This is a genomic window from Parabacteroides sp. PF5-9, from assembly GCF_029893105.1.
Lineage (GTDB): Bacteria > Bacteroidota > Bacteroidia > Bacteroidales > Tannerellaceae > JARXWG01.
The window spans coordinates 99,754-120,726 of the sequence record NZ_JARXWG010000006.1; the positions used below are offsets into that span (position 1 = coordinate 99,754).

18 protein-coding genes are annotated in these 20,973 nt (G+C 46.5%); all 18 read left to right on the forward strand.

What is annotated here, in order from left to right; all coding sequences use genetic code 11:
- The first annotated feature begins 14 nt into the window (after positions 1-14).
- The 18 genes from M2135_RS05370 to M2135_RS05455 all read left to right on the forward strand — a co-directional run bounded on the left by M2135_RS05370 (position 15) and on the right by M2135_RS05455 (position 20,773).
- Complete coding sequence (locus M2135_RS05370) at positions 15-1,052, forward strand: head maturation protease, ClpP-related (RefSeq protein ID WP_280747579.1); 1,038 nt, start codon at positions 15-17, stop codon at positions 1,050-1,052.
- A 5-nt stretch (positions 1,053-1,057) separates the two neighbouring features.
- Positions 1,058-2,068: a hypothetical protein gene (locus tag M2135_RS05375; RefSeq protein WP_280747580.1), complete on the forward strand. Its 1,011-nt coding sequence runs from the start codon at positions 1,058-1,060 to the stop codon at positions 2,066-2,068.
- Positions 2,069-2,098: 30 nt separating this feature from the next.
- Entirely contained in the window at positions 2,099-2,269 is a 171-nt protein-coding gene (locus M2135_RS05380) for a hypothetical protein (protein WP_280747581.1), read from the forward strand.
- Between the two features lie 98 nt (positions 2,270-2,367).
- Positions 2,368-2,775, forward strand: coding sequence for a structural protein P5 (locus tag M2135_RS05385; protein WP_280747582.1), 408 nt, complete (start codon positions 2,368-2,370; stop codon positions 2,773-2,775).
- Positions 2,776-2,791: 16 nt separating this feature from the next.
- Positions 2,792-3,211: a hypothetical protein gene (locus M2135_RS05390; RefSeq protein WP_280747583.1), complete on the forward strand. Its 420-nt coding sequence runs from the start codon at positions 2,792-2,794 to the stop codon at positions 3,209-3,211.
- Positions 3,212-3,493: 282 nt separating this feature from the next.
- Positions 3,494-3,988 carry a hypothetical protein gene (locus M2135_RS05395; protein WP_280747584.1) on the forward strand — a complete coding sequence of 165 codons (495 nt, stop codon included), beginning with the start codon at positions 3,494-3,496 and terminating at the stop codon, positions 3,986-3,988.
- Positions 3,989-3,993: 5 nt separating this feature from the next.
- Positions 3,994-4,470: a hypothetical protein gene (locus M2135_RS05400; RefSeq protein WP_280747585.1), complete on the forward strand. Its 477-nt coding sequence runs from the start codon at positions 3,994-3,996 to the stop codon at positions 4,468-4,470.
- Between the two features lie 237 nt (positions 4,471-4,707).
- Positions 4,708-8,562, forward strand: coding sequence for a hypothetical protein (locus tag M2135_RS05405; RefSeq protein ID WP_280747586.1), 3,855 nt, complete (start codon positions 4,708-4,710; stop codon positions 8,560-8,562).
- 109 nt (positions 8,563-8,671) lie between these two features.
- A complete protein-coding gene (locus tag M2135_RS05410; RefSeq protein WP_280747587.1) occupies positions 8,672-9,010 on the forward strand; it encodes a hypothetical protein in 339 nt (112 codons plus the stop codon).
- 10 nt (positions 9,011-9,020) lie between these two features.
- On the forward strand, positions 9,021-13,067 hold the full coding sequence (locus M2135_RS05415; protein WP_280747588.1) for a hypothetical protein: 4,047 nt from the start codon (positions 9,021-9,023) through the stop codon (positions 13,065-13,067).
- Positions 13,068-13,079: 12 nt separating this feature from the next.
- A complete protein-coding gene (locus M2135_RS05420; protein ID WP_280747589.1) occupies positions 13,080-13,397 on the forward strand; it encodes a hypothetical protein in 318 nt (105 codons plus the stop codon).
- A 3-nt stretch (positions 13,398-13,400) separates the two neighbouring features.
- On the forward strand, positions 13,401-13,706 hold the full coding sequence (locus M2135_RS05425) for a hypothetical protein (protein WP_280747590.1): 306 nt from the start codon (positions 13,401-13,403) through the stop codon (positions 13,704-13,706).
- Between the two features lie 4 nt (positions 13,707-13,710).
- Entirely contained in the window at positions 13,711-14,763 is a 1,053-nt protein-coding gene (locus M2135_RS05430; protein ID WP_280747591.1) for a hypothetical protein, read from the forward strand.
- Positions 14,760-17,165 carry a hypothetical protein gene (locus M2135_RS05435; protein WP_280747592.1) on the forward strand — a complete coding sequence of 802 codons (2,406 nt, stop codon included), beginning with the start codon at positions 14,760-14,762 and terminating at the stop codon, positions 17,163-17,165. Before M2135_RS05430 ends, M2135_RS05435 begins: the two co-directional genes overlap by 4 nt.
- A 419-nt stretch (positions 17,166-17,584) precedes the next feature.
- On the forward strand, positions 17,585-18,877 hold the full coding sequence (locus tag M2135_RS05440) for an RNA-directed DNA polymerase (RefSeq protein WP_280747593.1): 1,293 nt from the start codon (positions 17,585-17,587) through the stop codon (positions 18,875-18,877).
- A 9-nt stretch (positions 18,878-18,886) separates the two neighbouring features.
- A complete protein-coding gene (locus tag M2135_RS05445; protein ID WP_280747594.1) occupies positions 18,887-19,366 on the forward strand; it encodes a hypothetical protein in 480 nt (159 codons plus the stop codon).
- A 204-nt stretch (positions 19,367-19,570) separates the two neighbouring features.
- Positions 19,571-19,825 (forward strand): hypothetical protein, encoded by a 255-nt coding sequence (locus M2135_RS05450; RefSeq protein ID WP_280747595.1) that lies wholly within the window; start codon positions 19,571-19,573, stop codon positions 19,823-19,825.
- 63 nt (positions 19,826-19,888) lie between these two features.
- Positions 19,889-20,773, forward strand: a complete 885-nt coding sequence (locus M2135_RS05455; protein WP_280747596.1) for a DNA adenine methylase — start codon at positions 19,889-19,891, stop codon at positions 20,771-20,773.
- Positions 20,774-20,973: the final 200 nt, after the last annotated feature.

Here is a 20,973-nt window from a genome sequence, read left to right on the forward strand (position 1 = left end):
TAAAGAGCGCAGAAATGAAACGATTTTTTAACACAATTCCCGGCGACGACGCATGTTGCATATTGCTACACGGAGATATAGGGTATTACGACTCTGTAAGGAGTGCGGATATTGCCCGCGAGCTTCTGGAGGCAGAGGCGACATTTAAGAAAATAGACGTCCGTATTAACAGTATGGGCGGGGACGTTTACGCAGGCATAGCGATATTTAACGCCTTTCGTAATTGTAAGGCCGAAATAACCATATATGTAGACGGTGTGGCTGCCTCTATGGCGTCCGTTATTGCTTTATGCGGGAAGCCTCTATATATGAGCAAATACGCCCGCCTGATGATTCACGGAGTAAGTGGCGGCTATTATGGTAATAAGGAGGAATTAAAATCCTGTTTAAAGGATATTGAAACGCTGGAGGCTACCCTGTGCGATATGTACGCCGAAAAACTCCAGCTCACACCCGAAGAAATCCGGACGCGGTATTTCGACGGCGCCGATCACTGGCTAACCGCCGAGGAAGCCCTAAAGCTGGGATTCATTGACGGCATATACGACGCGGAACCTATCCCGGAAGATAGTACACCGGAACAGGTGTTTTCACACTATCAAAATCACTACAACCAATCACTTAATACAGATAAGAATATGTTTGAACAACTAAAGAAAAGACCGTTGTTTGCCAACTGTGCAAACGACGAGGACGTATTAAAACGTATCGACGAGCTGGAAACAACTGCCGGGAAAGTCCCCGATCTGGAGGCGGCCAACGGAAAGTTAAAGGATGAAGTCGACGAGTACAAGAAGAAAGAGAACGAGGCGCAAGAAGCCGCCGACGAAACTCTGGTAAATACCGCCTTTGAGGAGGGACGTATTACTGACCCGGAAAAAACTGTTTATCGTGCGGCTCTGAAAACCGACCGCGAAAAAACAGAGGCCGCCCTTAAAACGCTGCCCGTAAAACGTCGGGCTATGGACAATCTGGGCGCACCTCTGGCAGACGGCGAAAGCGCATGGGCTAAGAGGCAAAAAGAAATTGAGGCGAAAAATTCTAAAAAGTAAACCAAATGGCAGTTAAAGTAAAATCAACGGTCTATTCCGGCGAAGTGCTGGAGCAGTTGCTGGTACGCGCGACGACCGGTAACGAAATTGTGGACGGTGGACATATTCATGTTCACCCGAATGTAACTAAAAAGTTTACCCTTCCGAGGCTTAAAACGGGAAAGATGTTACGCAAGCGCGTAGAGCAGCCCGAAGATAAGCACTCAAAAGGTGACTTCAACTACGACGAGAAGTATCTGGAGCCTAAAGAATTTATGGCCTTCACGACGTTTAACCCTCGCGTTTTCGAGGAAATCTGGCGGCCGTTCCAGCCTACCGGTAATCTGGTGTTTTCAGAACTTCCGGCAGAGGTTCAAAACCAGCTACTCGCCGAGCTCGCAAAAGTGGTAGACTTTGAACTGGGCGGCCACTATATCAATGGGGAATATGCCGAAGGTGACGACGACGACAAGCTGTTCGACGGTATTTTAAATCGGATTGTAAAAGATGCCGATGTTATCAAAGTTGACAAGGTTGTCTCCGTGGTTAAGAAAGACGACGGAACCCTCGAAACGAAAGACGTAACGGGTAAGATTACCGAGGCAAATATTTTGCCTACCCTTCGCGCCGGGAAACAAAAAGTTCCAAAGGCTATCCGCAAGCATGCAAACCTCAAAATCTTTATGTCCTGTGAGGACTTCGAGATTTACGACGAAGTGTTGACAAATAAGCCGTTTAAAGGCGTGGACTATTCCAGCATGACGGCCGACCGTTACAAGGGTGTGCAAATCGTTTCTTTGGCGGACTGGCCAAAAGACGTTATTGTCTGGGCTGTTACCTCCTCCGGGATTGACTCCAATTTCTGGGCTGGTGTTAGCCTTTCGGACGACGACGACGTTATCCAAATCGACAAGCTGACCAACGCAGGCGAAAAGTATTTCTTTAAAATGCTTATGAAGGCCGACACAAACACCGTATTCGGTGAGGACATTGTCCTGTTCGACGCCCGCGACGACGAGGAACTTCCAGAAGGATAAATATTACAAACCCATTAAAAACGAAAGAATATGGCAGAGCAAAAAAATGATTTAGTAAAAATCGTCGTGTTGAACCCTTTCCGCGACAAGTTGGACAAAAAAACGCGCTACGAAGTAGGCCAAGAGCTGGAGTTTGAAGCCGAACGCGCGGACGACCTCGTAACCCGTGAGCTGGCAGAGTACACGGAGCCTCTGGGCTAAAATTTATTATGTAATGTATTGCCACCCCTCGACGGCCGTGCGGTTGCTCGGAGGAGATTCGAGCGGGTGGCAACCTTTTTTTTAAAATAACTAACAACATGAGCAGAGGTTTAAGAAATAACAATCCGGGAAATATCCGTATTTCCGCAACGAAGTATCAGGGCGAAATACAGCCCTCACAGGATAGAGCGTTTAAGCAGTTCCAGACAATGGCGCACGGTTACAGGGCTATGTTTATGCTCCTTTATACCTACCGTAAAAAACACGGTTGCGACACAATCCGCAAAATGATTACCCGCTATGCCCCTCCGGTAGAAAACCATACGAACGTCTACATTGATAGCGTTGCCCGGTGGTCTGGTATTAATCCGGACGTGCAACTCGACACAACGAGTCGGGAGGTCATGGTTCCCGTTATATCGGCTATGTCGAGAATGGAGAATGGAAAGCATGCAGCAGCCAACGACGTCGAGGCCGGCTGGGGATTGTTTATAGCCTCTATTTAAACGATGATTTGCAGTAATGGACTGGAGTTTAATAATTGAGATTATAAAGTGGGTTGTTCCCGTTGGCGGTTTTGGTTCCGTTGCTGCATGGTTTATCAATCGTACAGAGAGAGAGCTAAAACAAATACGTGACAGCCACGACGCATACAAAACAATGTATGAGGACGTAAAACAAACATTAAATGAAGAAATTGAAGAAAAACGGGCATTACGAAAAGCCCTCGGAAAATTTGAACGGGCTATTTCCAAAGTGTTTGGCTGTCGTTACTATCCTAATTGTCCTGTTAATATCGAGTTGCTCCACCAGCAAACAGATAAAGCAAAGCCAAAAGGAGACAGCCGACAGCGTAGTAATAAAAGAAGTCCGGGAGGTGATTCCGATGATAATACCGGAGTCAAAAACGACGCTTACAATTCCGACGACGAACCTCCGTAATTTACCCATTGGGGCAGCCTTCACAAGTAAAAGCGGGCAGGCTAACGTTAAAGTCGAATATGTACAGGATACTATATATGTGTCTGCCACGTGCGACAGTCTGCAAATTCTTTGTACCAAACAGGAAAAAGAGTTAATCCGGATACGAAGCGAAACCCATACGGAGAAAGAGGAGATTAAGAAAGACGCCACAAGGCAGAGAACAACCTTTACAATGATAGGTTTTGCCCTCGGCGTTTTCATTTCAATAGCAATCAAAAAATTAATATTAATACTAAAAAAATGGCTAAAAACGATTTGAATTTAATGTACGGCCTCGATAAGTTGTCGTTTGAGGGTAAAGACCTCGGATATATTGAGGAGGATTCTTTCGACTGGGGCGGCGCTAAAGGTGAAGTAACCGACATTCGGGCGGCGCAAAAAAAAGGCTACCCCGTTGCAAAGATTCCAAAGAGTAACGGGACGGTTAATCCGACTTTCGACCTTATCCAGTTTAATTACGAGAATATGGCCGAAATTATGGGCGGAGAGGTCAAGACCGACAACGAAAGCAAGCCGATAGGCTGGGGCGCACCGAGTAACATAGTTATGTGTTCCGGTAAGTTCACCATTGACACCGATTCCGGACAGCGTATCACAATCCCGAACGCTTTACTCTCTGTTTATATTACCGGCAATCTGAACCTTACCAGCGTTTCCAAACTCAAATGCGAGCTGGGGATTATGGAGCCGGCAGACGGAGGCGAGCCGTTCAGTATTGAGGACATAACCGAATAACCAGCATGTCAAAGATAGAACTGGAAGCAAGCGAGGCACTACTTGACGTGGGTGTCTCCTTGCCTTTTAAGGAGATTAAAATACCGTTTACCCGCAAACGCATAAAGTTACGCCTAACCATGCGCCGGCCATGTCTGGGCAATCAAATAAGAATAGCCCGCCAGTACTTAAAGCTGGGTGTAACACTAAAACAAATGGAAGCATTTACAAAGGAGGAAGAGATGGAATTTATGGCCAAACATGGCGGCCGTATCTGTAATATGATAGCCTTAACCATTTGCCGGGGCTATATAAACGGCTGGCTGTTTTCCCCCTTTATGTCCTTCTTTGTCCGCTGGTTTGTCCCGGACGCATTTATACAGGGCGCAAACCTCCGTTTTATTACGCTCATGGGGACGCGAAATTTTATGAACATTATCAAATCAGCCGAGAGGACGAACCCTCTAAGGCCGAAATTGAGCCAACAAAAAAAGGGGAGTTAAAGGGTCATTTCGAGGGCTCCCATAGCCCCTTTGGGATTATCTGGGAAGTTGCAAAGGCCACCGGCTGGAGCTTGCACTATATCATGTGGAAAATCAACTACCAGACACTTATAATGATGACGGCCGACGCCGTCCGCTATGTACAGGGAGACAAACAAACCCATAAGAAGGGCGGCTCCGCTCTGGGTTTCTTCCAAACCAAATTAAAAGAACGAAAAAATAAAGAGGCTTAATAATATGAAACCCGTTGAAATTGAATTTTTAATGCGTGATAAACTGTCCGACGGCATGGAAAAAGCCGGACAGAATGCCGCGTCAATGGGTGACAAGGTCGCGGCCTCCTCCGAGCAGATAAAAGCCCAGATAAAGGAAACCCGCGAGAATATTAAGCATACCGAAAACGACCTTAAATCCCTCGAAAAACAACTATCCAAAGCAGCACCCGGCGGCCAGTGGATGGAGTTAAGCGCCGAGATTACAGCCTGTAAAAAAGTATTGGAGGAAGAACGGACAGCCCTCGCCCATTTGGAAAGTCAGCACGACAGTACGGCCGGGAGTGCGAAACGTTTAAGTTTACAGCTCCGGGAAATGTACGAGCAAATGGCCACAATGAGGTTAAACGGCCAGAAGGACACCCAACAATACAAAGAGCTGGAAGCGGCCGCAGCCAACCTTGCCGACACTATCGGCGACGTCCGGGCGCAGACTAATATACTGGCGCATGACAATTCCGGTTTACAGGGGCTTATCTCTGGAGCTTCGGGGGTTGCCGGAGCGTTTACTATGGCGACCGGTGTTATGGGTGTATTTGCCAGCGAAAACGAGGATTTAATGAGGATACAGACCAAAGTACAAAGCGTCATGGCTATAACTATGGGGCTACAACAGGTTATGAATACCTTAAATCAAGATTCCGCGTTCCGTCTGGTCACAGTCACAAAAGCAAAGACTTTGTTTGCCGCCGCTAATACCCGTTTGGCCGTTGCTCTGGGTATTTCAAACGTAGCCGCAAAGGCATTAATGGCAACCCTGACGCTGGGGCTTTCGGTGGCTATCGGTGCCGTTATATACCTATGGGATCAGTTCTCCAGTAAACAGGCCGCCGCCCGTAAAGACTTCGAGGATTTTACAAAGAAAGTAAGCGACGGCTCGGCCTCTTCCATTACCAGCTTTAAACGCATGGTTGCCGAATGGGAAGCTCTCGCCGACTCTCTGGAGGAAAAACAAAAATATATCGACGATAACCGGGAGGCATTCGACAAGCTGGGCGTAAAAATTAACGACGTTGCCGACGCCGAGAACTTGCTTGTTACCAATAAAGACGCCTTTATCGAAAGCGTTATGTTGAAGGCCAAAGCCGCGGCCGCTATGGAAATGGCATCCGAAAAATATAAGGTTGCCATTGAAAAGATGATGGAGGCCGACAAGCTCCCGGATAAAGTTACCCGTTACGCTACTTATGGAATGTATGGCAGTGGCTATTCTTATGAGGTTGACAACTCCAAAAAGGCAAAGAAGCAACGGCAGGCCGACGAAGCCGAGGCCGAGGCAAACGCCTATATACTTAAAGGGCTCGGATTTGGACAGGAAGCAACCGACAAACTGGCGGAGGCCGGGATAGGCACAACGGAGGATGTTATCGAAGGCTCCGTGGCTGCCATTGAGGCCGTAATAACCCAGAGGCGAAAAGCGCTAAAAGACATAACCAATCCGGCAGACTACCAGCAGGCACTCAAAGAAATTGAGTTACAGGAAAAGAAGCTAAAAGAAATAACCGGCGATAAGTCGGACAAGCCGAAAGAAGAAAAAGTAAAAAATAACCTCGCTGATTTGGAGTTGCGAGCCCGTCAAAAAATAGAAGACCAGACCGTCGCCCTCATGGAAGAAGGATACGAAAAGCAACGCAGAATGGCTGCCCTCGCCTTTGAACGTGAAAAAGAACGGATAACACAGGAAGAAACCGAACGTCTCGCACTCTATGAAAAACTAAAGGCCGCCGGCGAAAATGTCGACGACGAGGACAAACAAAAGATAATAGCGCAAGCAGTAGCCCTCCGGGTACAGGCGGGCGCCCTCTACGACCAAGCCGTCGCCGAGGTGAACAGTAAAGAGCAAAAGGACGAGGACGAGCGGCTCCAGAAGCTACTCGAACCTTATAAAGACTTTGCCCAGCGCCGTCTGGATATAGAGCAGAAATACCGCAAAGACATTGCAGAGCTCCAGAGCTCCCGGACAGATGATAACGCCGACGTTATCGACCGGGCAATCGAACAGGCCAAAAGGAACAGAGCGGAAGAATACGACCAGCTCGACCAAGAAATAAGCGACTCGGCACGGCGGAGCTCTGAAATATTAGAGGCTATTTTTACCGACGCCGGCCAGCAGTCGAAAAAACAGATCGAGGGCGTTGTGGGACAGGCTGAACAGCTTTTAAAGGTCTTGTCCGGCGAAAGCTCCGGCGAGTCTCTGGGTTTTTCTCCCGAACAGGTGGCCGCCATGCAAAAAGACTCCGGGCTTATACAGGAGTTAATACAGGCCATAATCGACAAGAAAAACGAGCTTTACGACCGTGGTGGGCTTGTTAGCAAGTTTGTCGGCTCTTTTAAGCAGATAAAAGACGCCCTATCCCTCGAAGGTGGCCAGCAACGTATGGAGGCCATGAACGGCGGCGTTGAGAACCTTATATCCTCCGGAGGCCAACTGGTTAATACGTTCGGTGGTTTTGCCGACGACCTTGCCAATATTGCGGAGCTCTCCGGTAATGAGGGGCTGGGCTCCGTCGCTTCGGCTATGCAGGGTATTACGGATGTCGCCGGCTCAATGATGAATGGGGCACAAGCCGGCATGGCAATTGGCGGCCCGTGGGGGGCGGCTATCGGCGCGGCCGTTAGTGGTGTTACAAAGGTCTTTTCTATGGCCGCCGAGGCCAGCGCCCGGCATAAGGCAGCATTAAAGGAGCTGGAGGACGCCCGGCTGGCGTACCAGCGTAAATATAATTTGCTGTTACTGGAGCAAAAGCTGCTTATGGAAGAAGCGTCCAATATCTTTGGCGAACGTTCCATACTGAAAGCGGCTAACGCTCTGGAAGTGTACCGTGAGGCCATAGCCTCCTATAAAGAGGAGTTAAAAGGCGACATGCCGGAAATGGATACGTTTGAGCGCTGGACAAACGACTACTACGGTACATACGCAAAACGTGTAGCCGACTACGAAAAAGGAATAGGCGCTCTCGCCTCCGCCCAGATTGTAACAGGCCATAAGAAAACGGGGCTTTTTGGGTGGGGTAAAGGGAAAGACCTTTATAGCTCTATACTGGAGGTTTACCCCGACCTTATAGATAGTACCGGCCGACTGGATACAGCTATGGCGGAGTCCATTCTTTCCACCCATAAAATGGACGACGAAACCAAGAACTTAATACAGAGCCTTATCGACTTGCAAGACCAAGCCGACGCGGCCGAGGAACAGCTCCGGGATTACCTAAAGGAAACATTCGGCTCGCTGGGTGACGGTATAATGGACTCCATTACGAACGCTATCGTTACAGGCGGGAACGATGCGTGGGAGACGTTCGGCAAGAGCGGGGCAGCCACATTGGAAAACCTCGGCAAACAACTTGCTTACTCCCTGTTTTTCGCTAAACGTTTCGACCAGTTGCAAAAGGAATTGGAGGGCATATACGGCAGCGGCAAAAGCGAGGAAGAAATAGCTAACGACGCTATGGCCTTAATCGGCAATTTTTACAACGGTATCGGCTCGCAAATGGACGCCGCGCAGGGCTTTATGGAGGAATGGCAAAAGAAAGCCGCCGAGCATGGGCTGAACCTTTGGCAAGACGAAAACGGACAAACCCAGAGCGGCCGGACGGGAGCGTTCCAAACCATGTCACAAGACACGGGCTCCAAACTGGAGGGCTTGTTTACTTCCGTACAAATGCACGTGGCCAATATAGACGACAAGCTGGATAATATCGGGTCGGGTATCTACATGACACAGGAAGTCCTCGAAGCTATCCGGGATTACGTGTCTTATCTGGTGGATATAAGCGAAGATATAAAAGGCATAAAACGAGACGGTTTAAAAATGAAATAATATGATTCTGGACGGACTTTTATACATAAACGATAAAGATGTTTACCAATACTATGGGGCATATCTTACGGAGGAAAAAGAGGGGGAATTTACAAATTATTCCGCCCTTATGAAGCCGCCCGCAATGAAACCCTATGTTTCTGTAAACTTCCGGGAGAATGACGGCGAAAAGCTACCGGAAAAACTAAAGGTTGCATTCGAGCCCCGCGACGTGACGCTCTACTTTGCCATAATGGCGCGGAGCAAAAAGCAATTTTTGAACTATTACGAGGGTTTTGTCCGCTTGCTGGGTTCCGGTTGGCTCCGGGTATATCTCCCGGAACTGGACAAAACATTTACGATGTACTATCAAAGTTGTACCGAATATAGCCAGCTCACAACCTTTGAAAGTGGACAGGTGGGCGCCCGGTTCAAAGTAAAATTAAGGGAACCCCAGCCTACAATATAAAGGATTTAATATGGAACTTAAAATATACAAACAAAACGGAGACGTGAGGGCGGTAGTATCGCCTTCCGATAGCGCAACCCAGCAGCTCGGCGTTATGGAGGAAAACGTCCTCTCCCTTTCTTTTGTCCTCTATGAGTTTATCATGCTGGAGGTGAACGACTATGTCGATTTTGAGGGGTTCCGCTATACTTTAACCGGAGATTACCGCCCGGAACAAAAGTCTACTATTGAATATAAATACGAAGTCCGTTTTTATGGTGCGGAAGATGTTACAAAGGATACGCTGGTCTTAAAAATGGTAGACGGGGACAATTCCGCCGAGTTTTCGCTAACAGACACGGCCAGAGTCCACGCCCAGTTAATCGTCGATAACCTAAACCGCAAAGAAGGCCGTAACGTCTGGGTGGTTGGCGAGGTCATTGATACGGGCGTTTATGAGGTTGTATATAGCAAAACGTCCTGTTTCGACGGACTTACCAAAGCGGCCGAAGGCGCCGAGACGGAATGGTGGATAGAAGGCTATTCCGTAAATATAAGCCGTTGCGAACACGGCAAAGCTATTGAGCTGGAATACAATAAGGGGCTTATTAGCCTGTCAAAATCAGAGAACACAAACGCCCGTTTCTTTACCCGGCTTTATCCGCTGGGAAGTACGCGCAATATAGACAAGGCCAAATACGGCCATGCCCGCCTCCAGCTACCGGGTGGCGCGGAGTACATAGAAAGAAACACCCATTTAGGAATTAAGGAACAGGGCGAGGAGTCCGCGTTTTCCCATATATACCCCCGGCGCATTGGTTACGTTGATACTGTTAGACAAGAGGAACGCACAGGCGAGGACGGGGAAAAATATACGGTCTATTTCTTTACGGATAAAGCCCTCAATTTTGACCCTAACAGCTACGAAATAGGCGGTCTGGTTAAGCGTATTGTTTTCGAGGACGGCTCGCTAAACGGGCGGGATTTTGATGTAAATTTTAGCTCAAAAGATAAAGAGTTTGAAATAATAACCCAGTTCCCGTTTGACAACTTACAACTACCCGGCGGGGCGCTTATCCCCAAGAAAGGCGACCCGTATGTCTTGTATAATATCACTATGCCGGACGAGTATTACCCCCTTGCCGAAACAGAGTACCAGGAGGCCGTCGAAAAGTATATCGAAAACTTTAGCGTTGATGTGTCAATATATAAGGCGGCAACCGATTACGTTTACTTTTTGGAGAAGGGTATAGTCTTAAAGCTCGGTAGCCGGGTAAGGCTTCATAGTAAGGAATATTTTGCCGAAGGCTACCGCGATAGCCGTATAATCCGTATAACCCGGAAAGTAAACAACCCGCAGGAAATAAATATAGAATGTTCCCATGCGGTGGCCGTTGGGCGGCTTACGCAAATAGAGAACAGCCTTGTTAATGTCGAGGCGGCAATTAAATCGCCCACCGGTGGGTCTAACGTGCAAATACTCCGCACATGGGACAGCGCCGACCCGACGGATTATAACGTTTTCTCCGCCCTTCGTACCCTGTACGAAATACGGGGCGTTATCGGTGAAATGTCCGACCGGTTTATTCGCAAGGATATTCCGGACGAAGCCCACGGGCTTATAACATTTAACGCCGGTATATGTACGCCGGGTTTTGTGGAAGGCTTTACGGCCGTCGGTAAGGGCATGAAGGTTTACGACAATGGCAACGTTACCCTTATGGAGCTCCGCGCCCGCAAAAGTTCCCTATTTGGCGCCAGCCTGTCCTCTGAAACTTTTGTTTCGGGCTTTCCCAACGGTACGGGGTGGATGCTGGCCGACTACACCCGTAAGAACGCCGCCGGGGTCGAAGAAAAAAAATACAAGTTAGAACTCGACGACCTGACAGTCCGGGGCAATTTCCGCGTTTACGAAATGGTTATTTCGCAATTACTCGGTGAAAATGATAACCGGATTTTTGCGGGTATGATGAAAATAGACCATATCGACGAGGAAACAAATACTATCTATCTCGATACGGACGAGGGTGTCCTGTACAATCCCTTCCGCTCCGACGATATACTTATGGTTCAACGCTTCGGCGGTTTGCCTACCCCGGAAAATGACTACCAAGTAATAAAAAACTATGAGCTTAAAGTTTCCGAGGCCGGTATAGGTGATTTGATCGAAAAAGAGAAACGGCTGGATTATATCCGCTTTGATACGTTCGTCGGGGATATTTCGACCGTGGCCGCTGGCGACGTCCTTGTACGCGTGGATAACTTAACAAACTCCACCCGTAAGGGTATAATGAAAATAACGACTATTGACGAGTTTGGAGCGCCATACCTTGACGTTATCTACGGCATGAAAACAGATTTAGAGAACTCGACAAAGGTACGGCTCGGAAATCTGGAAGGTTTGGTAACGCCCTATTGGGGGCGTCTGGAGGGCTGGGGCTTAATGGCTACACATACCTATTTAAAAGGCCGTTTCATATTACAAACAGGCGAGGACGTCCTTACGAAGTTTGAAATTACCGAAGGGCTTATAAAATCGGAGATAGCGTCCGTCCGTATGGAAATACAGGAGAAAGACAACTATTTAAGTAATTCCTCATTTACAAAAGATACAGACATGTGGGAAGCCATGTCCGACATACGGCTCTTTACTATTTCCGCCCGGTTCCTGTATTTTAACGAAAATTTTTATTCCGATAAAAAGAGCGTTGCGGCTATTGTTACCGAAGGCGACCGCCGGGCTTTACGGCTAAAGAACGCAGGCGTAAAACAATATAACAAGGATTTGGCGAAAAAGCCGGAGAAGCCGCTGGATATTGAGGACGAAGACAAAGAAAAGGAAGTATGGCCGACGTTTTACATATCCTTCCGCTATAAATGTGTAAAAGCCGGAACGCTTGAAATAGGTTTCCGGGGTGAAGATTGCTTTTTTACCGAGGAGATCGAGCCGACGGACGCTTACCTCTCTAAAGAGTTTTCCGGCGAGTGGGACGGCGAGGGTGATTTTGAGATAAGATTTAGCGGGGATATTTATATATACTCTTTGGCTCTGGCCGACAATCCGCTGGAGAACTTTAAGATTGAAACGTTTACACGGTTTTACCAGACAGACACTAAAATTGGTCTGTTAGCGCAGAAAACCGACAAAATGCAAGGCACAATTACGACACTCGGTATCGACCTCGATGCACTGGAGGAAACCGTAACGCTATACGCAAAAAAAACCGACTCAATCAATCAAACGGTTTTATCGCTGGGTATCCAGCTAAACGCTGCCGACGAAAGTATAAGGATATGGGCGTCGAAAACAAATTCGCTCGACGGAACCGTCCGGCAGCTCGGTATTGATTTAAGTATAGTTTCAAACTCACTTACATTATACGCGAAGGAAAAGGATATAACCGGCGCGTGGATAGTTGGGCGGATAAACATTTCACCCTCTACGGTTAAAATCGAAGCTAAAAATATTCAGTTGGAGGGGAAGGTTTCGTTTACCATGCTGGATTGGCAAGTACAATCTTTAATGAATAGCTATGTACAGTCCCATAATCTGGGAAGTCTGGCATATTATAGCAAGGTTGAGCAGGCCATGAAAGACGAGACGCTTATAGTGGGAGGTTTTATAAAGACTTCACTAATTAGCGTAAACGAAATTTTTGCACAACAAGCAACAATAGGGCAATTTAAAATTAACGGCGGTTATCTCCAGTGGCAAGATTACTACGGCGACGGGGCAACCCTTGTGTTGGGTTTTAACTCATGGTATGCAAATAGTTGTATCGCTGTCCGGGCTGGTTTCTTTGGTAATGGTGTCAGCTCAATAGCGGCAAAGGGTGGCGCTGCCTTTTTCGGCTCCATGTACTCCTCCCCTTCATATCCAAACACAGGCTATTTATATGCAGCCTTTTTCGACGGCGATCTGGTTATGACCCGCGGGAATATTATCGTAAGAAGTGGCGGAGTAAGCGGTAAAGGTGTTATTCAAGCCGACGAAATGCTGCCTCAAAACGGTTTTTCCGGGTCAATGAAAGGCAAGAGCATGGAATTTAAAAACGGAATACTTATTAGAGCATGGTAAATATATAATCTTATGGAAACAAAAAAAAGAAAAGGCTCCGATAATGGCGGGAGCAAAAAAGAAAACGCCATTTATGACTTTACAAAATTGAAAGTTGAAAATGTAAACGGTGAAACCGAAGCGCTGGACGTCGCCCGTATTGTTGGGAATATTTATTACAACAATACCCCGGACATAGGACAAATGGACAAAGCCCGCGAGATTTTCCACAAAGGCAAAACGGAATTAACGCCGGAAGAATGCCAGTATTTCGAGCGGGCAATACTGCAAAGCGAAATGCTGCCAGCGCCGATAAAAGTTGCTATTCAAAAAATGTTTAAGGAGGAATAAATTATGGACGAAATGCTGGAGAAAGGTATAAATTTTAGCATTGATATGCGCGAGAGAAAGGCCACCGTGGCCGTTAATGGCTCTATTTCTTTGGCTTTAAATATTAGCCAGAAAACAGGGGAGCCAGTAAGCAACATAACCGGTCAGATTTTGAAAAATGGCCGGACTGTTGGAGGATTTAATATGGACAGGAACTCCGGTTTTGCAAATGTATCATTTGACGGTTTTATGTCCTTAACCCCGGAGGAGCGCACCGCTATATATGGTGCATTTGATACAAGCGTTACGGAATTATTAGCGGAAGGGTAATACAGTGGCCGATATAAGTACAGAACAAATAACCGAGATAGCCCAGAGGGTTAAATCCCTTTTGTCTGCCGAGTCGCAGGGGGTCGGAGAAATACCGGTCGTTAATAATCTGGCCGGCATCCGTTCGCTCCCTGCTTTACAGAGGACGGGCGAAATCGACAAGGTTGTAGAAGCTCCCCTTACGCTACTGATAGGGGAAACCGGAGCGACGCCTGTACTTACTTTTAAGATTAAGGCGCTCGCCTATGGCAGTGAACCGACCGTAAACAAGACAGGAACCGCCGGAGCTCCGACAATAACTATCGGCTTCCCTCTTGCTAAAAATGGCGACGAGTTGCAAGTCCGCAAAGGTGTAACCGGGATAGAGGCGAAGTACGAAACGGAGGAGGAGGCAGCGTGGCGGGTTTTATGGACTTATCGCGATGTAATGCCGGACGTTTCTGATTTTAGTCCCGAAGGTATCGCCCTATTGCAAAAACCGGCACAAGACGCCGCCAACGAAACTCGCACCTTAAATACGGCCATTGCCGAAAAAGAGAAGGAAAGGGATGCGGCCGAAGAAACCCGCAAACAGAACGAGGAAGACCGGCGAAAAAAAACGGTGGGTTATGACGCGGCTGAGGCTCTCCGAAAGAAGGGCGAGGAAGACCGGGAAACCGCCGAAGGCAAAAGAGGCAAGGCTGAAGGGGAAAGGAACGAACGCGAGGATGCCCGCATCGTAAACAACGAGCTTTGGAAAAAGGCCGAAGCCGGACGGGTAGAAGCCGAAGAAAACCGGGAAGAAGAAACCGTAAAACGCCTTGTTGCCTCCGATGCTGCCGTAGAGAGACTTAACCGCCTGTCAGACAACCGCGACAAAATTGTCGACGGTTATTGGTGGCACTATAACGAGGGAACGGGCGAATATGAGGAAACGGGCGAACGGGCACACGGCGACGTCCTATATGCGACTTTTGGGCTCAACCCTGCAACAGGTGTACTGACAATGTGCACCGACGAAAAGTATAACGGGGCAAACTTCGAGCTGGATAACGGAATTTTAAAAGTAACAATATGAAGCAAACAACAGTATTAGGAAAAGTAAGTATAAGCCCACGGGGCAAATACGACGAAGATACCCCTTACGAGTGGTTGGATTGTATTACCTATATGGGTAGCTCCTTCCTTGTCCTCGCTCCCTTTAAAGGGATAGCCCCCACGGGTGACGGTGTTATAACCATGCTTTTAGCAAGGGCGGGAAAAGATTTTAAGTTTGAAGATTTTACGGCCGAACAGTTGTTAAAGATAAAAGGCGACAAAGGGGAAACCGGAAAGGGTTTAACCGTAAAGGCTTTTTATCCTACGGTTGCAGCCTTACGGGCGGCTGTTCCCAACCCGGAGGCCGGAGACGCTTACGGTGTCGGTTTTGCCGCTCCTTATGATATTCACATATACGACGGCGACGCCGGCGACTGGGTAAATAACGAAAAGCTACAAGGTGCAAAGGGGGATAAGGGAGATTCCGCGTATGTGGATTGGCTGAATGAAGGACACGAAGGAGACGTAGCCGCTTTTTTGGATTGGCTACGGGGTACAGACGCCAGCATTTCCGTAAAAGTGGATACTCCTACAGATTACCGGCTGGAGATTGCAAACGGCGAAGAAAAGGTAACAACCCCCAATCTTAAAGGCCAGAACGGGCGGGATTGGGAGTGTCCAACATTGGACGACGCCCCGACGGAGGAAACGCTATTCTTTAAAATGGACGACCAAAATATCCCCTTTAAAATCGGCCAGCAAGCCCGCGTGTTTGATGCAGAGGAGGAGGATTATGTTTTTCACCAGTTATATGATGTTACGGCAGAAAACAAAGCCGTTTGGAAGGTTGCCGGAAGCGGCGGAGCTCTTAAAGGTGAAAAGCTGGTTGTTACAGTCGAAAGTAACCAGCCGCACCCCGATCAGGCGCTCGTCGGCGTTAAAGCCCGCGTGTCCTATGGTGACGACCAAAAGACATTAACGTGGGAGGGCGAGGAACTCATGGCCGATATACCGATGAATATGACTTACAAGGTTGATGTTTCGGATGTTGCCGGCTATAAAACTCCGCCAGCGGAGGAGCTAATCGCCCTTGTTGGCAACACCCGTAATTTGTCGTTTAAGTATTACAGTGAGTATGTAACTATAAATATATCGGCAGACGACACCACCAGCGTAGAAGGCCAGACGGTCAAGGTTGAAAACGTAGATACCGACGAAACAATACACGAAGGACAAGCCGGTACAGGTATTAAATTACGCATACCCCACGGAACAAAATGCAGGGTGTCTGTTAATGAATACGCGAAATACACCCGCCCGGAAGATGTGGAATTTACGGCTGGAGAACAATCCCGCACGGTTGCGCTCATATATGAGCGTATATTAAGCGCTTTTGTTGTTGTAAACGAAGACCTTCCCGACCCGGAATACGCCAGCGGCGACGTTAACATCGGCATAAATGCGGAAATCCTTTCCAAAATGCGCCGTTGCCTTGTAAAGAAAACCGCCGAAGGCGAAGTCTCAATAGCCTATTTAAAGGACGACGATAGTAATTATTACGAAGACGGAACCCCAGCGCTTTTAAATGGTAACGAGGGGGATGTTATGGTTTATAAGCCGGAATTTTACTACCGTCTGGAGGAGGTCGAAAATGCAACGTATGGCATTCGTACTTCTCTTTTGGATATGGGAGAGGGTTTTATACATAGTCCGGCGAGTTTAATAGGTGCTTATCAATCCGTTAATGTATCCAGTAAAATGTATAGCCGTAGTGGGTCTGCCCCTTCCGGGAGTATTTCTTCAGATACATGGGAGACGTATGCGAAAAACCGTGGCGGAGGGTATGGGAAAATAGATTATGAACAACATTGCATGATTATGTTATTATTCATTTTAAAATATGGAACCCGCAATTCACAGGCTATTTTAGGGGTCGGAGGCGTTAATTATAACGGCGCAAATGGGTCGACAAATTCTTTAGGAAACAGGGATACCGAGAAAACAACCACAACCCATGCAAATTTTCAGGGCATTGAGGCTGTACACGGGTCGGCTTATGAGTGGGTTGGAGGCGTAGAGATAAATAACTGGGTGTGGAAAATAACAAACCCGGACGGAACAATCCGCGAGGTGCAGGCGCATAACGCCGGCGGGTGGATAAAAAAAATCGCGGCCGCCCCCGGAACCCCTTTCGACGTTATACCTACGGCAGTCGGAGGAAGCGAAACGACGTATTATTGTGACTATTACGATACGCAGAGTGGTGTCCGTGTTTTGGCTCGCTCGTGCAGCTCCACGTATACGAATGGCGGTGTTGCGTACACGAATGCGAGCAACGCATCGTCGGCTACGAGCGCGTATATCGCCTCTCGTCTCGCTTTCAGAGGCGTTATACGACAAGCGCAAAGCGCCGAAGCGTTTAAAGCACTACCAGTGCTTTAATTAGTACCGGCTTACGCCGGTCGATTTTGATTTTTTTGAGGTCGGTTTTTAACAAATGGCCAAACGTTCTTTAAAATCTTGCTACCTTTACGACGTTAAGACAAAGAATTTGAAAAAATGACTTTTGAAACAGGTAGAAATCCCCGTGCCGTGTTTTGGCTCGCTCGTACAACTCCACGAATACGAATGGCGGTGTTGCGTACACGAATGCGAACAACGCATCGTCGAATACGAACGCGAATATCGCCTCTCGTCTCATAATCAGAAAGACAAAAAATTGCGGCTCCGGTTTTGTAACGTGTTACAGGTTCCGACCGCAAGGGGATTAGCCTTGCCGCTTGGCAAAAAAATACTTTTTTATTTCAACTTCCGTATAGTAGGTAGAAATACTCGAAATATGGATTTAATCTGAAAGCGACATGAAGCGTCATGGTTTTTTAATTGAAAAAGTGATTGCAGAGGATAATTTGTCGTCTGCTTTCGACGCGGTTATGAAGAAAAAGAAGCGTAGCCGCACGGTTCGTTACTATCAGAAAAACAGGACAAAGGTATTAAAGCAAATCGCCTATGAAATTGAGAGCGATATTTACGAGCCTTCCCGCTACACCTTATTCACTTTACAGGATAGGAAAAAGGAAAGGCAAATAATATCGTTACCTTTTAAGGATAGGATTGCCTTGCATGCCGTTATGTCTGTAATGGATGATATTATCGGAAAGTCATTAATCAGGGACACGTATTCCTCTATCAAAAGCCGGGGCATCCATGACGGGTTAAGCCGTGTAAAAAAAGCCCTTACGGATAGAGACGGTACGGAATACTGTTTAAAGATTGATTTGGAAAAGTATTACCCGTCTATCGACCAAAACGTCCTTATCGAAATGCTAAAGGGAAAGATAAAAGATTCCCGGATGTTAAATACGCTCACACGTATTATACGCACATACGATAAAGGGTTGCCTATTGGTTTTCATTCGTCGCAATTTTTAGGTAATTTTTATTTATCTTCCCTCGACCACTACATAAAAGGGGCGTTGGGGGTTAAGTATTATTTTCGCTATTGTGACGATATTGTCATTTTATCATCTTCAAAGGAGGAACTTCGGGAGATTTTAGGAAAGGTTAGAATTTATGCAGAAAATATTTTACACCTTATGATTAAAGATAATTTTCAGATATTCCCAGTCGATGCACGAGGGGTTGATTTTTTAGGGTATGTTATCCGGCATGACTACGTCTTAATCCGGAAGCATATAAAGCAAACTGCTGCGAAAAAATTAAGCCGGGTAAAAAGCAGAAAACGACGTGTTCAAATCGTTGGCGCTTTGTGGGGCTGGGTTAAGCATGCAAATGGTAGGAACTTAGCAAAAAAGTTATTGAACATGAAAGATTTTAAAGAATTAGGGATTACTTACAAGCCGACCGACGGTAAAAAACGGTTCGAGGGCGAACTGGTACGACTCGGTGAACTCCAGAACACGGAGGTTGTGATACACGACTTTGAGACGGATATTACAACCAAAGAGGGGGAGGGAAGATACGTTGTCCAATTTACATTACCAGACGACGAAGTAAAAAAGAAGTTTATAACAAATTCGGAAGAAATGAAGAATATTCTCGACCAGATAAGGGCGGGTGATTCACTTCCGTTTAAAACTGTTATTAAACGGGTGTTTTTTGGACAAGGAAAAAGTAAGTATGTTTTTTCTTGAATAATTAAAATGAGAATAAAAGGAACAGAAGGCGTAAAGCTGATTGAGTGTATTAACCCACAAAAAAACAAATGGGTGATTCGTTGGGACGTCCAACCGGAAACGGAGGGCGGAGTCTCATATTATGAGTATGTTTTTCTTAAAAGGCCAACATTGTCTGAGATAAAGGATATTATAATTAACTGGATTAATGATAGTATCAAAGTTGAGATAATGGGCGGTTATGTATGGAGGGAAAAGCCCGTATGGCTGTCTCCCGAAAATCAGTTAAATTATCAGGCTGATTATTTACAAGCCATAACTACCTCTGGGAACTCCCTACCCGTTAAGTGTAAGTTTGGCGCAGATGAAGAACCGATTTTTTTCACCTTCGAGAGTCTCGAAGATATAACCGACTTTTATAACAGTTATGTTACCTACATTAGAGAGGTGCAAAATAAAGGCTGGGATTTGAAAAAGAATTTCGATTTTTCACCTTACGACGTTTAGGCGTCACCGCTGGGGGACGGAGAAAGCCCCCGACTGACATTTTATAAGTATCCTACCACTTATTAAAACGCAACGCATTACTGCGACATTGTCGGGGGCTAATACCCTTGCCGTCGCTGTAATGCGTTTTTTTATGCGTAATAAGTGGTAGGACTACAAATATAGTACATATTTGTTTACTTCCATGTATGAATATTTGGAATTATGAAAATATATGAGCTATTGACCTTTAACAGGGAGTTGTTAAAGCGGATACATATTGCCGGAATAAAGCCGGAGGATTATAAATATTTAGATTTATTCAATGAGTACGACGCCCGCCTCTCCAGTGGGGAGAAGGTAACCTATATAGTGGCCATCTTGTCCGAAAAGTTTAATATCTCCGAAAGAAAAGTTTACACTCTGATCGCAAAGTTTAACAATGAGATAGATTGCTGCAATTTCCGTGCAGTGGAATAAGGCGCAAACATTCTTTTCTCTGGGCTTTGTACAGGAACTTTGCCCCATAAACTTTATAAATTTATGGGAACAGTTAAGAATTTAGAAACAGTACAGGCCAGCGGGAAGGTTTACAAATCGGCGCCGCTGCCATTTCAAGGGCAAAAACGCTATTTCGTGGCTCCATTTGCGGAAGTGCTGCGGGAGTATGGGAAATCTCACAAGGTAGAACTTATTATCGACCTTTTCGGCGGTTCCGGGCTTTTGGCTCACATTGCAAAGTCGACGCTACCTTATTGCCGGGTTATTTATAACGATTACGACGACTACCATGTCCGCCTGTTGAATATCCAGAAAACAAATCTTTTGCTTTCGGATATTAGAGGTATTTTAACAGGTTGTACGCCAGAGGCGAGGCTGGCGGCCGAAGAAAAGACAAAAGTTCTCCAGAGAGTCGAGAAGGAGGCCAAAACGGGCTACGTGGACTATATTACCCTTTGCGGTAGTCTGTTGTTTTCCGGGAACTATGTTACAACTTTTGCCGAGCTCGAAAAGCAAGCGTTATATAACAACGTCAAAAAAGCGGATTACGACGTTAATCCGGGTGATTATCTGGCCGGACTGGAGATTTACAAGACGGATTATCTGGAACTTTTCGACAAGTTTAAAGACGTTCCGGGTGTTGTGCTCCTTGTTGACCCACCGTATTTGTCGACAGGTACGAAAACTTACAGATCTAACAAGTATTGGAAGCTAAAGGACTATTTAAACGTTTTGAGGGTTTTAAAGGATAGTAAGTATGTTTATTTCACGTCCGACAAGAGCTCGCTCATTGAGCTTTGCGAATGGTTGGAGGAAAATATGGAGTTGAAAAGCCCTTTTTCCGGCGCGAAACTGGAAATTCACACAAACAATATTAATTGGAATGCGAAATATAGCGACATGATGCTTTACAAGTTGAGCGCATAAGCTCGAAACTCATAAGCAAAAAGGATTATTTCGTACTATAAAGATACTGATTTTGTTTGGTTTGGCAAAATATTTTAGACGAAAAATTGCATAAAAATGAAGAAAAAAAACGACTTTCAAATACCTTTCAAACGGCGTTTAAATAGTGTTTGAAAACCGTTTTTTTTATGTGCGTGTGGCTCGAATTTGTATCGTTTCGT

Coding starts and splice junctions, on each gene's coding strand:
- M2135_RS05370 (WP_280747579.1), top strand. CDS start 15: ATGAAACGATTTTTTAACACAATTCCCGGCGACGACGCATGTTGCATA.
- M2135_RS05375 (WP_280747580.1), top strand. CDS start 1,058: ATGGCAGTTAAAGTAAAATCAACGGTCTATTCCGGCGAAGTGCTGGAG.
- M2135_RS05380 (WP_280747581.1), top strand. CDS start 2,099: ATGGCAGAGCAAAAAAATGATTTAGTAAAAATCGTCGTGTTGAACCCT.
- M2135_RS05385 (WP_280747582.1), top strand. CDS start 2,368: ATGAGCAGAGGTTTAAGAAATAACAATCCGGGAAATATCCGTATTTCC.
- M2135_RS05390 (WP_280747583.1), top strand. CDS start 2,792: ATGGACTGGAGTTTAATAATTGAGATTATAAAGTGGGTTGTTCCCGTT.
- M2135_RS05395 (WP_280747584.1), top strand. CDS start 3,494: ATGGCTAAAAACGATTTGAATTTAATGTACGGCCTCGATAAGTTGTCG.
- M2135_RS05400 (WP_280747585.1), top strand. CDS start 3,994: ATGTCAAAGATAGAACTGGAAGCAAGCGAGGCACTACTTGACGTGGGT.
- M2135_RS05405 (WP_280747586.1), top strand. CDS start 4,708: ATGAAACCCGTTGAAATTGAATTTTTAATGCGTGATAAACTGTCCGAC.
- M2135_RS05410 (WP_280747587.1), top strand. CDS start 8,672: ATGAAGCCGCCCGCAATGAAACCCTATGTTTCTGTAAACTTCCGGGAG.
- M2135_RS05415 (WP_280747588.1), top strand. CDS start 9,021: ATGGAACTTAAAATATACAAACAAAACGGAGACGTGAGGGCGGTAGTA.
- M2135_RS05420 (WP_280747589.1), top strand. CDS start 13,080: ATGGAAACAAAAAAAAGAAAAGGCTCCGATAATGGCGGGAGCAAAAAA.
- M2135_RS05425 (WP_280747590.1), top strand. CDS start 13,401: ATGGACGAAATGCTGGAGAAAGGTATAAATTTTAGCATTGATATGCGC.
- M2135_RS05435 (WP_280747592.1), top strand. CDS start 14,760: ATGAAGCAAACAACAGTATTAGGAAAAGTAAGTATAAGCCCACGGGGC.
- M2135_RS05440 (WP_280747593.1), top strand. CDS start 17,585: ATGAAGCGTCATGGTTTTTTAATTGAAAAAGTGATTGCAGAGGATAAT.
- M2135_RS05445 (WP_280747594.1), top strand. CDS start 18,887: ATGAGAATAAAAGGAACAGAAGGCGTAAAGCTGATTGAGTGTATTAAC.
- M2135_RS05450 (WP_280747595.1), top strand. CDS start 19,571: ATGAAAATATATGAGCTATTGACCTTTAACAGGGAGTTGTTAAAGCGG.
- M2135_RS05455 (WP_280747596.1), top strand. CDS start 19,889: ATGGGAACAGTTAAGAATTTAGAAACAGTACAGGCCAGCGGGAAGGTT.